Raw genomic sequence first — 12914 nt, forward strand, 5'->3', positions numbered from 1 at the left:
AGTGGGAAATCATATGCAAGAACAAAAATTGCAGAGAGGTTTAAAAAATAGGCACGTACAATTAATCGCAATTGGCGGGGCTATCGGAACAGGATTATTTCTTGGCGCAGGAAAATCTATTCATTTAGCAGGTCCGTCGATATTATTTGCTTATATAATTACAGGCATCATTTGCTTTTTAATCATGCGCTCACTTGGAGAACTGCTCCTATCGAATTTGGAGTATCATTCTTTCGTTGATTTTGTACAAGATTATCTAGGGAATATGACAGCATTTATCACCGGCTGGACTTATTGGTTTTGCTGGATTTCAATCGCAATGGCCGACTTAACAGCAGTTGGACTCTATACACAGTATTGGTTTCCTGCTGTACCACAGTGGATGCCAGGGCTAATTGCGCTTGTCCTCTTGTTATTTATGAATCTTGCAACGGTAAAACTTTTTGGTGAAATGGAATTCTGGTTCGCATTAATTAAGGTCATTGCTATTTTAGCCCTAATAATAATCGGTATTTTCATGATTATTAAAGGCTTTTCTACTCCTTCAGGACCATCTAGTTTCACGAATTTATGGAGTCACGGCGGCATGTTCCCTCATGGTATAAATGGATTTATCCTATCATTCCAAATGGTCGTATTTGCGTTTGTGGGTATTGAACTTGTTGGACTTACAGCTGGAGAAACGGAAGATCCAGAAAAGGTAATTCCTAAAGCAATTAATAATATCCCTATTCGGATTATTATCTTCTACATTGGCGCTCTTATTGTCATAATGAGTATTTATCCATGGAACGCCATTAATCCAACAGAAAGCCCATTCGTCCAAGTTTTCGTGGCGATTGGTATCGCTGCAGCAGGTGGTATCGTCAACTTTGTTGTTCTAACATCTGCAGCTTCTGCATGTAACAGCGCCATTTTTAGCACTAGCCGAATGGTATATTCACTTGCAAAAGAAAAAAATGCACCAGTACCATTTACAAAACTTACTTCCCGTAAGGTACCTTCTAATGCACTGTTCTTTTCAACAGTTGTCATTCTAATTGGAGTTGTTTTGAACTATCTCATGCCAGAAGGAGTATTTACGCTGATTACAAGTGTTTCTACTGTATGTTTTATCTTTATATGGGGAATTACTGTCATTAGCCATTTGAAATACCGTAAAACAAGACCAGATCTAGCGAAAGTGAATACTTTTAAATTACCACTTTATCCATTTTCCAATTATTTAATTCTTTCTTTCCTAGCATTCGTTCTTGTCGTGCTGGCACTTGCTGAGGATACACGAGTTGCCTTGTTCATAACACCTGCTTGGTTTATTTTGCTGATTGTAATATATAAGTTACGGATTAAGAAGGTGGCTTAAAACAGAGCAGTCCAGCTAACGATTGACCGTGAAGGTTAAGAAATCGGATAAATAGTTAAGAATAAATCTGTTTTCACAGTTTTTTTCTTAACCTAAAATGGAATACCTCTACAAAGAAGTGAAAGAGGAAAAGAGCCTATTTTTAATTAAGATAGGCTCTTTTTTATGGGAAAATCAGCATAATAAGGTATTTTTATTGAAATTAGAACCATTTTATGTTCTCTTTAGTCTATTTTTTATATTTTAAATACTGATAATTTTCTGTTGGTGTACTTTCAATTATATTACCTTCTTCATCTTTAATCACTTCATATTCACGATACACTTCTACAACAAATCCATCCTCCTCTGTAATATCTACGAGCTTTGTTTCTAATAGTGGTAGCTGTTGTGACTCTTCGGTAGATTGCTCATTTGAAGCATTTGCTGAAGCTGTTTCATCTGTTGGCATAGGGATTCTTGAGATCGCATCTTCCTTTTCAGTAAATAAAGGAGAGTCAAAGTATCCAATGATAGCTATTAATACAAGGACCATAAAAATAGGAGCAATTTTTTTCAACGGTTGCTGCCTCCAAATTCATTTAGTGTTTGTATCATTGTATGTTTGTCCTAAATAAGAATATGACAAAAGTTATTTCAAAAGCTAGACCAGCTCCTGTTCATAAGTGGATTTGACTTTTTGGAACGCAGTACGTATTCCTAACATCTAACATTGACCGGTACGGGATTTTTTTTGTACACTTAAAGAAGTTTTTATTAAAGATAAGGTGATTACAAATGAAAATATATATTAAAGGTATAGATGATGAGCGTTTCCATAGACCATTAAGATTAATAGGGAATCTATTTTTTGAAGAAACTGAGCTCTGCTTTACAGAAGGTGATTCAACCCTTGAAGCAGAGTTTTTATTTGAAGAGACAAATGGAAGTATTTGGATTAAAGGGTATTTGCGTACGGAAGATGGGAAGGAATTTACAGCAACAAGAGAAAAACAGCTACAGGCTCACTTAGAGGGCAAGGATCGATTAAGACAAGTGAAGAATACACTCTCATATGTGTATTTAACGATCCTTCAAGATTATACAGGAATGATTCAAAAGTGGGGTATTCTTACAGGTGTCAGACCTACTAAGCTATATCATAAAAAAAGACAAGAGGGTATGTCTGAGCTGGAGATTCATCGTATGTTTAAAGAAGAATATCTTCTTTCAGATGAAAAAGTTCAGCTTATGAAACAAATTGTCGATCGGCAATTACAGGTTATACCGGACCTTGACTCCCTTTCAAATGAAGTGAGTATTTATGTAGGGATTCCATTTTGTCCAACTAAATGTGCATACTGTACGTTTCCTGCCTATGCTATAAATGGCCGCCAGGGATCTGTCACTTCATTTCTAGGTGGATTGCATTATGAAATGAAGGAAATTGGGCATTGGTTAAAGGAAAAAGGAATTAAAATTACAACGGTTTATTATGGTGGAGGGACGCCTACAAGTATATCAGCAGAAGAAATGGATATGCTTTACGAGGAAATGGTAGAATCTTTTCCAGATGTAGAAAATATCAGAGAAATAACGGTTGAAGCAGGAAGACCTGATACGATAACGAAGGAAAAGCTTGATGTCTTAAACAAATGGAAAATTGACCGTATAAGCATTAACCCGCAATCGTATATCCAAGAGACATTGAAAGCAATCGGGCGTCATCATACAGTTGAAGAAACAATAGAAAAGTTTCACTTGGCAAGAAGCATGGGTATGAATAATGTCAATATGGATTTAATTATTGGCTTACCTGGCGAAGGTGTGGAAGAATTTGATTACTCACTATCGGAATCTGCTAAGCTTATGCCAGAATCATTGACTGTTCATACATTATCTTTTAAACGTGCATCAGAAATGACGAAAAATAAACATAAATATAAAGTAGCTAGTCGTGAGGAAATAAGTACGATGATGGATCATGCTGTGGAATGGACGAATGAACATGGCTATGCACCATACTATTTATATCGTCAAAAAAATATTCTTGGAAACTTAGAAAACGTTGGGTATGCATTAAAAGGGCAAGATAGTATCTATAATATTATGATCATGGAGGAGCAACAAACAATTATCGGCATCGGCTGTGGTGCAGCAAGTAAATTTGTTGACCCTGTAACAAGGAAAATTATACATTTCGCGAATCCAAAAGATCCTAAATCATATAATGATGGATTTGAGCATTATACGGAAGAAAAAATCAAGATATTAGAAGAATTGTTTAAGAGGTAACTATTTATATTTAGTAAGTAGTTCAAATACGTGAAAAAACATAAAAAACAAGTGTAAAACTGCAAGGGGTTTAACACTTGTTTTTTTAGGTTAAATTAGTAGTTTTTCATTTGCACTCAGATTTTACGAAGAGAGAAATTTTCAAGAGGTGACAAATGAGGTTCTCAATCCGTCCTTATGAGAAACTTAAAATACAAATAATAAAAAATAGGGCTTATGTCCATTTCAGAGTAGGTAAAGTCTCGCTTTATTATATAGGCTCTTTTCTAAAAGATTGTTGTTTTTAAGTAGTTTTTTAAGCAAAAAACTATTTAAGGTTGATTGGAGCGGAAAGCGAGCATCTCTCGCTGCAATCAACCACTCCGCACTACTAAGTAAATAGCAACAAAGTTTGCTAAAACAGCCATTATATAAAAATTGTAAGTACTCGTTCACTATACGGATTAATAGTCTCCGATTTGGGTAAGAGTTAGAATATGAAAGATTTTATTTGATCTTTAGAGAGGAGTTATACATGATGACAGAATTAAACGGTAAAGTAATTATTGTAACTGGTGGTGCAAGCGGTATTGGAAAAGAAACGGTCAAGCAGTTAACGGCGAAGGGTGCTTCAGTCGTTGTTGCTGATTTTAATGAAGATGGAGCAAAGGAAGTAGTTGCGGAAGTTGAAGCTAATTCTGGTATTGCTGCTTCTTATAAGATCGATGTATCTAAGGGAGAAGAAGTGAAAGCTCTAATTGACTGGACGGTTGAGAAATACGGGACGTTTAACGGAATCTTTAACAATGCTGGCATAGGTCTAGTAAAGCCTTTCTTAGAAATGGACCCAGAGTCATATCATCGTGTAATCGATGTTGACCAACATAGTGTATATTATGGAATGTACTACGGAGCGAAAAAGATGGTTGAATTAGATGTAAAGGGTACCATCGTAAATACAGCATCTATTTATGGAACTGCCGCTGCAATTGGAAGCTTTAATTATAATGCAGCGAAAGCCGCTGTTGTCATGATGTCTAAATCAGGTGCATTAGAATTAGCCCATTATGGTATTCGCGTTGTCGGTGTAGCACCAGGGTTTATTGATACTCCGATACTTGGAAATAATGAAGAGATGAAAAATATGCTGGCAGCCCAGCATATGCGTGGAAAGCTTATTAAACCTGAGAAAGTCGCAAGTGTCGTAGTGTTTTTATTTAGTGAAGGTGCTAGTGCAATTAATGGGCAAACAATACCTGTTGATGATGGCTTCCTAAGTTTCAAAGTTAAATAATGTATTGACTTTGTATATGAATGTTACGTGTCATAAAGATAAAAAAGCGCCCATATTCTTGGGCGTTATTTTATCTTTATTTGAATTATAAAGGAAATGTTATTGTAAAAGTAGTACCTTTTCCTTTTTCACTTTCTACATCGATGTGGCCCCTATGTTTATGGATTGTACTATAAACCATAAGCATACCAAGACCAGTTCCTTGTTTTTTTGTTGAATAATATGGCTTACCTAGAAGTGAGATATCTTCTTCTGTCATACCGACACCAGTATCTTTAATCTTAATGATTATTTTTTTCTTTTGCTCGGAAACATCAATGTAAAGGATACCGCCATCCTCTTTCATCGCTTCAATTCCATTTTTAAATAGATTGATTAAGCATTGTTGAATCTGATTTTTATCGATTTTTTTCATCAACGTATTTTGAAAGGTGAGTTGTATATCAACTTTATGCATGTGTGCGTAAGGCAATAAAATGTTGCGTGTATAATCTGTTTCATCTTTAAAATTTGAGTTCAGCATGTTTTCACATTGAGGCTTTGAAAATGCAAGGAAATCACTCACAATTTTTTCTGCTCGGTTTAATTCTAGCAATGAATACTCGATATAGCTTTTCTCTGATGGCGAAATCGTTTCTGATCGTTTTAATAACTGCAGAAAACCGTTAGTCACAGTAAGGGGATTTCTTATTTCATGGGCAACACTTGCCGTTAACTCGCTGATTACATGTAATCTTTCTGAGTGCAGGTATGCTTCCCTTGTTTCCATATTCGAGATAACTCTCTCAATTAAGATCATTAGGATTAACATCATCACGACATGTGTTGTTAGCGCATAAAAAGACAATGTCCAAAATTCTTGATTTAATGATGTTTGTAAACTTAATGTGACAAGATAGAACATCATAGTGCAAAAAGAGATGAGTACTGCACGGGAAATTCTAGCTCGTGATTGTAATTGAACATATTTTCTACTACTTATATAAACTAGCACAAAAATGAAGGTCGAAAACAGAAACGATGGAATAAAACCGTCTCCTCCAATAATAAAGCGATAGATGTTGAGAATAAGATAAAGGATAAAAGCATTTTTGTAACCTCCAAAAAGAGCCACAATGATAAAGGGAATATACCGTAAATCAAAAATAAACCCGCTATCTAAGTAAATAGGATAGGTCATACATAAGATCATCGAAACGGATGAGAGGGAGAGCATGATGGGTTTATTATAATATTTAATTCTATCTTCGAAGAATAACAGAAAGATTAGGACGGGAATAAGTAAAAAAAGGAAATTTACTAATAATGTTTCTATCAAAATGGAACTTCCTTCCGTAGCGATTTAGCTTTTTATTTCCCATAGTACTATATTTATCTCGTTTGGGGTATTCTATTTTTCTTATATAATTCAGAAAAAATTTTCCTTTTTATCATTTAGTTAAGTGAATGACTAGAAGCTTTGTTTCATATATAAAAAGAAGGAATTATATAACACTTTTCCGAATTAATATTTTTATAGAATAATAAGGGGTGAAGATGAATGCAATATAAAACGGTTGAATTAGTTATCGAGGGGAAGACAGCTACTTTATTTTTAAACAGAGCAGAATCAATGAATGCAATGAATATAAAAATGATAGATGAGATTACAAAAGCTCTAAAAGAGGTTGCTGCTTCCAGTGTAAATCTATTGTTTATAACAGGAAAAGGCAGGGTGTTCTCTTCAGGCGGAGACTTAAAGACAATGCTATCAAGCACAGATGAATCGATGTTCCACCCTGTTATGGATCAAATAAAAAATATGATTGTAACCCTTTATACAATGAAAGCTGTAACGGTTAGTTTTATTAATGGAGCAGCTGCTGGTTTAGGACTAAGCCTTGCATTAGCATGTGATTATGTAAAACTTGAAAAAAGTGCGAAGGTAGCAATGAATTTCATTAACATTGGTCTTGTTCCTGATGGAGGAGGTCACTTTTTCTTAAAGAAAAGACTCGGAGAACATAAAGCCAAACAAATCATTTGGGAAGGAAAATCGATACCTGCAAACGACGCATTACAGCTAGGGATTGTTGATGAGATATATGAGGGAGATATTGAAGAACAATTGACTTTTATGAAAACTAAAATGGAAGCGCGCCCTATACAGGCGATGATTGCTTCAAAAATGATTTATAGTACCCAAGAATTGCAGCATTTAGTAGAAACACTTAATTTAGAAACAATGAATCAGCTAGAAATGAGAAATACTGAGGATCATCGTGAAGGAGTCGCCGCCTTTTTAGAGAAGCGGATCCCACATTTTAGTGGGAAATAAGAAAAGCGGAAGCGCCTTGGTTAGCCCCGACAGGCATAAGGCGCGCATGGATAGAAGGTGTACTTTGCCTTCAATTATGAGTGACTTATGACCCCGAGGGGCTAGGCGCTGGAGCTAGACAAGTAAAGCGGAAGCGCCTTGGTTAGCCCTGACAGGCATAAGGCGCGCATGCTAGATGATAGATAAAGAAAGGGCTGATTCGAATGGATCGGCCCTTTCCTAATCACCGTCCAAATAATACAAGTTTTCCAGCTGAAGACGTACATCGATGTGTTTTTTTAAATAAGTTTTTCTCTTTCAGTTTTCTCTCGCCAATTTCTTTTGCTTCCCTATCAGTTTGAGCTTCAAAGCTTTCATCTAAAAGTTTTTCTCCATTTTTGTCGAAAGCTGTTAAATAGTACATACACATTTACCACTACCCCCTTAATAGTTTATGTATATAAAATTCTTACTTATCCTGCTTTTTCCTTCATTTGTATGAAACCTTTTCATAGGGGATTCGTAATTCTAAAGTAGAGGAGGATGATCATGAGTTTAAAATTTGATGGTGTTACAAAACGATTTGGCCCACATACAGCGGTTGATCACTTATCGATATCCATTCCTGATCAAGAAATATTTGGATTTCTAGGAGCCAATGGTGCTGGAAAAACGACTACCTTTCGTATGATTTTAGGGTTGTTAAATCCATCCGATGGGTCAATAACATGGAACGGCAAGAAAATTACATATGATGAAAGTGATTTAATCGGTTATTTACCAGAGGAACGCGGTCTTTATCCAAAGCTTAAGGTAAAGGATCAGCTTATTTATTTAGGTAGATTAAAAGGGATGACAAAGCAAGCAGTTTTACATGAGATGGATTATTGGCTTGAAAGGTTTAAAGTACCTGAGTATGCAAATAAAAAGGTTGAGGAGCTATCAAAAGGGAATCAGCAAAAAATTCAATTTATCGCTGCTGTTATCCATAAGCCGAAGCTTCTTATTTTAGATGAACCATTTAGTGGACTTGATCCAGTAAATGTAGAGCTTTTAAAAAAAGCTGTTATTGATCTAAAAGAGTCAGGAACATCGATCGTATTTGCAAGTCATCGAATGGAGCATGTTGAAGAACTTTGTCAGCATTTATGCATTATGCATAAAGGAAAGCCTGTCTTGCATGGTTCACTTCGGGAGATAAAACGATCCTTTGGAAAGAAAAATGTATTTGTACTAGGTGATTTTGATATGAACTTTCTTGAAGATATACCAGGTGTGACAAAATTCAAGAAAACGACTGAAGGAGCAGAGTTGCAAATTCAAAGTGAGGAAGTATCCAGTGTTATTTTTCAAGCGCTTCAAAACAAAGGCTTTGTCCGTAAATTTGCCCTTGAAGAACCCTCCTTAAATGATATTTTCATAGCGAAGGTAGGTGCATCATATGAATAAGTTTTGGATAATGGTTGCACATACATATTTAAGTAAAATAAAAACGAAATCATTTATTATCACTACATTCATAACAGTATTGCTTCTTTTAGGTTTATCAAATATTTCTACTATCATAGAGGCTTTTAATAAGGGTGATGAAGTTAAAACGTTCGCTGTCCTTGATGAATCAAATGAATACTATGAGAAGTTTGAAACAAATATTACAGCAAGAGGAATACCAATTCATATTAAAAAATCTACATTATCAGAAGCTGAACTAGATGAACAAGTGCAAGAAGAAAAAGTAGATGGAATGATTATTTTATCATCTGATCCCCATCAACAGTTAACAGCAACTGTAAAAACATTGTTAATGACAGATAGTCAAGTATACACGCAAATCGAACAAATTCTTCAACAGACAAAGCAAGACATAGGAAGAGAACAGCTGGGTTTAAATTCGAATGAGTTAAACCAATTATTCACACCTGTTGAGCTGCACAAAGTGGCTCTTGAAGATAATGCGAAAACGGAAGAGGAATTAAACCAAGCAAGAGGGCTTGTTTATGTATTATTATTTGTCATTTATTTTTCGGTGATCATGTACGCAAGTATGATTGCTACAGAGGTAGCGACGGAAAAATCTTCAAGGGTTATGGAAATTTTGATTTCAAGTGTATCCCCAGTAAAGCAAATGTTCGCTAAATTAATTGGAATTGGATTATTAAGCATTACACAAATGCTCGTTATACTTGGTGTCGGTTATGCATCAATTAGTGCAAAAATCGATGAATTAAATGCGATGACAGGCGGCGCATTAGGATTTAGTGCCATTCCCACTTCAACATTCGTTTATGCAGGGATTTATTTGATACTGGGATACTTCCTATTTGCAACACTAGCTGCTTTCCTTGGTTCACTTGTAAGTAGAATTGAGGATGTTCAGCAATTAATCTCACCAATGATTTTCTTAATTGTTGCAGCATTTATGATTGCTATGTTTGGGCTGTCAAATCCGGCTGCACCTTTTATAACAATAAGCTCATACATACCATTTTTTACACCAATGATTATGTTTTTAAGGGTAGGAATGTTAAATATCCCTGCTTGGGAAATAGGGTTATCTATCACGGTTCTTCTTGTGTCAATCATCCTTTTAGCTATTTTTGGAGCTCGTGTATATAAGGGCGGCGTCCTTATTTACGGCAAATCTTCATCTTTTAAAGACTTGAAAAGAGCGTTAATGTTGTCGAAGGATAAGTAAAGATTAAGAAATAAGGGTGGGGGGAAGTAATTAAGATATTACTTCCCCCCACTCTTAAAGTTTATGATCTATCGATGGCTTTTCTCTGTCTGATAAAAAAAGCAAGATATGTCATCATTACAGGTACTCCAATAATAAGCAATGCAGTCGTCAAAGTAGTAACGATATTGACAAAAATGAGAGATGTATCCTTTTGGATAATGAAATTTTGTACAAGTGTTAATAATAGGAGTGCAATTATTACAAAAAAGGGATTTTTCCTAGTACCCCAATTCCATTTTTATATTTTTCCACTTTTGAGGGAGAATCTGAATAAATGGTTTTTTTGTTCCTGGATTAGCAGAAAAAATATGAATATTACCCACTCCGTATCCATATGTCCAGCCCCCCAGCTATAAATACACGTTCATAATCCACTTGGGTTTCCTCTGTCACATGTTGATAATCAACTGAATAGATAAGTCTTCATCGAGCCGATGAAGGCCTAATTTTGATAAAAGTATGCACAAAAAGGTCTTCATCGAGCCGATGAAGGCCTAAATTCGATAAAGTATGCACAATAAGGTCTTCATTCAGCCGATGAAGGCCCAAATTCGATAAAAGTATGCACAAAAAGGTCTTCATCGAGCCGATGAAGGCCCAATTTTGATAAAAGTATGCACAAAAAGGTCTTCATCGAGCCGATGAAGGGCCAAATTCGATAAAAGTATGCACAAAAAGGTCTTCATCGAGCCGATGAAGGCCCAATTTTGATAAAAGCTGCACAAAAAGGTCTTCATTCAGCCGATGAAGGCCCAAATTCGATAAAAGTATGCACAAAAAGGTCTTCATCGAGCCGATGAAGGCCCAATTTTGATAAAAGCTGCACAAAAAGGTCATCATTCAGCCGATGAAGGCCCAATCACGATAAAAGCTGCACAAAAAGGTCTTCATTCAGCCGATGAAGGCCCAAATTCGATAAAGTATGCACAAAAAGGTCATCATTCAGCCGATGAAGGCCCAAATTCGATAAAAGTATGCACAAAAAGGTTCGTTTTGGTTCACCTTGTTTCAATCGAAACCCTAGTGGAGTAAATGAATCAAGAAACCAGCCTTGTGCTGATTTATCACTTAGATTTTTCATACTCTCGTTCTTACTAAAGGATAGGCCATATGACAATAACATATAACGTCTCTTACTATGAGTCATTATGATTCTTCACTTCTGATAATTGAATAACAAGATTTCCGTGAGTGACCATTTCTTGCCTTTTCTTTAAGTCATTTTGTAAAACTCGTCGTCCTTCTTCTGTTGCAACATATGTTTTTCGACGGTCATGTTCATCTTTAAAAAGCTTTATTAGTTGTTGATCCTGTAACTTTTTTATTAGCGTATACATTGTTGCAGGACCAATAGTAAAATATCCGTCTGTTAACTCTTTAATATACTTCATTAGTGCATAACCGTGTCTTGGCTCGAGAAGTGATAATAAAATGTAATAAGTAGAATCAGTTAAAGCCTTAGTTGATAAAGGATCTTTTTTAAACAAATGTGTGGTCCTCTTAGATATCAGTAAATTATTATATCCACTTATGATATATCGGTTACTGATATATATCCTTATTGATATAGCAAATGACTAGTAAAATAATGTCAATAACTAATCTAATAACAAATTAATAAAAATATGGACATTCAGGTCTTGCAGAACGTGCATTCGTATTTTATCGATGGTAAAATGAATATGTATACATATTGGAGAAAGTTAAAGGATGGGACATTTATGAAGGATTCAATTACATTCATCCATGCTGCAGATTTGCATTTAGATAGTCCATTTGTTGGATTAAAACATCTACCAACTCGTTTGTTTGAAAAAATGAGGGAAAGCACATTTTTAGCATTTTCAAGATTAATAACATATGCAATAAACGAGCAGGTAGATTTTGTTTTGCTTGCTGGTGATTTATATGACGAAGAGGAAAGAAGTTTAAAAGCACAGCTGAAATTAAAAAAGGAATTTGAACGACTGCATGAAGCTGGGATCGATGTATATGTTATTCATGGAAATCATGATCATATGGGGGGGAAATGGCTTGATCTAGAGTGGCCTGAAAATGTTCACGTATTTTCTAGTAAACAAGTAGAAATGAAAGTTTTCGAGAAAAATAAGATTCCCCTTGCTTATATTTATGGCTACAGTTATCCATCTCGTTCCGTTACCCAAAATATGACACAACAATATATGAAAAAAGATCACACATCTGTTTATCATATTGGCATGCTTCATGGATCAATTGAAGGAAATAACGAGCATGATGTTTATTTTCCCTTTACGGTAAATGAACTTATCACGAAGGATTTTGACTATTGGGCTTTAGGGCATATTCATAAACGTCAGCTTTTACATAAAAACAACCCGATTATTGCATATCCTGGAAATATTCAAGGCCGACACCGAAAAGAATTAGGTGAAAAAGGGTTTTATCATGTAGAAATGAATGGTGAAGACTCTACTGCTTCGTTTATTCCTGCCCAAGAGGTGATATGGGAAGAGGTTGAGATCTCGATAAACGGAATCGGTCATATTTCTGAGTTAATAAAGAAATGTGAGAGTCACAAGGAACAGTATCGACAAAAACAACATTCTACTTGTTTAACAATTATTCTTACTGGAACAGGAAACTTGGCAGACTCGTTACAATTTTCACAAACCATTCAAGATCTTATGGAAGTTATCAATGAAGCAGAAGGTGAAAACAATTATTTTGTATGGACCGTAAAAATTCAAAACGAAACTTTGCAACCCATTGGAGAAAAACATAAGCTCGCATCATTTTTCACAGATTTACACACAACAGTTGAAAACTATCAATCATTTGATGCTGTTATTGAGCCCCTCACACAGCACCATATTTATAGAAAATATATAACAGAATTTAGTCAGGAAGAACAGATGCAGCTATTAAAAGAAGCCGAGCAACTTCTTCATAGAGAGCTTCTGCAGCAAAATGATTCAAAGTGAGGTGAGAT

12 protein-coding genes are annotated in these 12914 nt (G+C 35.4%); 8 read left to right on the forward strand and 4 right to left on the reverse strand.

The window, feature by feature from the left end; genetic code table 11:
• The first annotated feature begins 13 nt into the window (after nucleotides 1-13).
• Nucleotides 14-1363 carry an amino acid permease gene (locus GMB29_RS04095; protein ID WP_136353913.1) on the forward strand — a complete coding sequence of 450 codons (1350 nt, stop codon included), beginning with the start codon at nucleotides 14-16 and terminating at the stop codon, nucleotides 1361-1363.
• Between the two features lie 229 nt (nucleotides 1364-1592).
• On the opposite strand, the gene GMB29_RS04100 is transcribed toward GMB29_RS04095, so the two are convergent.
• The gene (locus GMB29_RS04100; RefSeq protein WP_136353663.1) at nucleotides 1593-1922 is read right to left on the reverse strand and encodes a hypothetical protein; all 330 of its coding nucleotides are present in this window, start codon (nucleotides 1920-1922) and stop codon (nucleotides 1593-1595) included.
• A 218-nt stretch (nucleotides 1923-2140) separates the two neighbouring features.
• Here GMB29_RS04100 and GMB29_RS04105 point away from each other — a divergent pair, with 218 nt between their 5' ends.
• Complete coding sequence (locus GMB29_RS04105; protein ID WP_136353665.1) at nucleotides 2141-3637, forward strand: coproporphyrinogen III oxidase; 1497 nt, start codon at nucleotides 2141-2143, stop codon at nucleotides 3635-3637.
• A gap of 517 nt (nucleotides 3638-4154) precedes the next feature.
• Entirely contained in the window at nucleotides 4155-4910 is a 756-nt protein-coding gene (locus tag GMB29_RS04110; protein ID WP_136353667.1) for an SDR family NAD(P)-dependent oxidoreductase, read from the forward strand.
• 85 nt (nucleotides 4911-4995) lie between these two features.
• On the opposite strand, the gene GMB29_RS04115 is transcribed toward GMB29_RS04110, so the two are convergent.
• On the reverse strand, nucleotides 4996-6228 hold the full coding sequence (locus GMB29_RS04115) for an ATP-binding protein (protein WP_136353669.1): 1233 nt from the start codon (nucleotides 6226-6228) through the stop codon (nucleotides 4996-4998).
• 222 nt (nucleotides 6229-6450) lie between these two features.
• On the opposite strand from GMB29_RS04115, the gene GMB29_RS04120 reads away from it, so the two are divergent.
• Entirely contained in the window at nucleotides 6451-7227 is a 777-nt protein-coding gene (locus GMB29_RS04120) for an enoyl-CoA hydratase (RefSeq protein ID WP_136353671.1), read from the forward strand.
• Between the two features lie 223 nt (nucleotides 7228-7450).
• Here the strand turns inward: GMB29_RS04120 and GMB29_RS04125 are convergent, their stop codons facing one another.
• Entirely contained in the window at nucleotides 7451-7636 is a 186-nt protein-coding gene (locus tag GMB29_RS04125; protein WP_136353673.1) for a YhzD family protein, read from the reverse strand.
• Between the two features lie 119 nt (nucleotides 7637-7755).
• Here GMB29_RS04125 and GMB29_RS04130 point away from each other — a divergent pair, with 119 nt between their 5' ends.
• The 3 genes from GMB29_RS04130 to GMB29_RS04140 all read left to right on the forward strand — a co-directional run bounded on the left by GMB29_RS04130 (nucleotide 7756) and on the right by GMB29_RS04140 (nucleotide 10975).
• Nucleotides 7756-8655 (forward strand): ABC transporter ATP-binding protein, encoded by a 900-nt coding sequence (locus GMB29_RS04130; protein WP_136353675.1) that lies wholly within the window; start codon nucleotides 7756-7758, stop codon nucleotides 8653-8655.
• The gene (locus GMB29_RS04135; RefSeq protein ID WP_136353677.1) at nucleotides 8648-9901 is read left to right on the forward strand and encodes an ABC transporter permease; all 1254 of its coding nucleotides are present in this window, start codon (nucleotides 8648-8650) and stop codon (nucleotides 9899-9901) included. Before GMB29_RS04130 ends, GMB29_RS04135 begins: the two co-directional genes overlap by 8 nt.
• 852 nt (nucleotides 9902-10753) lie before the next feature.
• Nucleotides 10754-10975 carry a hypothetical protein gene (locus GMB29_RS04140; protein WP_136353679.1) on the forward strand — a complete coding sequence of 74 codons (222 nt, stop codon included), beginning with the start codon at nucleotides 10754-10756 and terminating at the stop codon, nucleotides 10973-10975.
• Nucleotides 10976-11079: 104 nt separating this feature from the next.
• Here GMB29_RS04140 and GMB29_RS04145 read toward each other — a convergent pair whose 3' ends face one another.
• The gene (locus tag GMB29_RS04145; protein ID WP_227551508.1) at nucleotides 11080-11430 is read right to left on the reverse strand and encodes a PadR family transcriptional regulator; all 351 of its coding nucleotides are present in this window, start codon (nucleotides 11428-11430) and stop codon (nucleotides 11080-11082) included.
• A gap of 234 nt (nucleotides 11431-11664) precedes the next feature.
• Here GMB29_RS04145 and GMB29_RS04150 point away from each other — a divergent pair, with 234 nt between their 5' ends.
• Nucleotides 11665-12906: a metallophosphoesterase family protein gene (locus GMB29_RS04150; protein WP_168733837.1), complete on the forward strand. Its 1242-nt coding sequence runs from the start codon at nucleotides 11665-11667 to the stop codon at nucleotides 12904-12906.
• Nucleotides 12907-12914 lie beyond the last annotated feature (8 nt).

Source organism: Metabacillus sediminilitoris, from assembly GCF_009720625.1.
Classification (GTDB): Bacteria; Bacillota; Bacilli; order Bacillales; family Bacillaceae; genus Metabacillus; species Metabacillus sediminilitoris.

What these genes read in the sequence shown, in the direction of transcription:
- GMB29_RS04095 (WP_136353913.1), top strand. Translation starts at nt 14, where the DNA reads ATGCAAGAACAAAAATTGCAGAGAGGTTTAAAAAATAGGCACGTACAA.
- GMB29_RS04105 (WP_136353665.1), top strand. Translation starts at nt 2,141, where the DNA reads ATGAAAATATATATTAAAGGTATAGATGATGAGCGTTTCCATAGACCA.
- GMB29_RS04110 (WP_136353667.1), top strand. Translation starts at nt 4,155, where the DNA reads ATGACAGAATTAAACGGTAAAGTAATTATTGTAACTGGTGGTGCAAGC.
- GMB29_RS04120 (WP_136353671.1), top strand. Translation starts at nt 6,451, where the DNA reads ATGCAATATAAAACGGTTGAATTAGTTATCGAGGGGAAGACAGCTACT.
- GMB29_RS04125 (WP_136353673.1), bottom strand. Translation starts at nt 7,636, where the DNA reads ATGTGTATGTACTATTTAACAGCTTTCGACAAAAATGGAGAAAAACTT.
- GMB29_RS04130 (WP_136353675.1), top strand. Translation starts at nt 7,756, where the DNA reads ATGAGTTTAAAATTTGATGGTGTTACAAAACGATTTGGCCCACATACA.
- GMB29_RS04135 (WP_136353677.1), top strand. Translation starts at nt 8,648, where the DNA reads ATGAATAAGTTTTGGATAATGGTTGCACATACATATTTAAGTAAAATA.
- GMB29_RS04150 (WP_168733837.1), top strand. Translation starts at nt 11,665, where the DNA reads ATGAAGGATTCAATTACATTCATCCATGCTGCAGATTTGCATTTAGAT.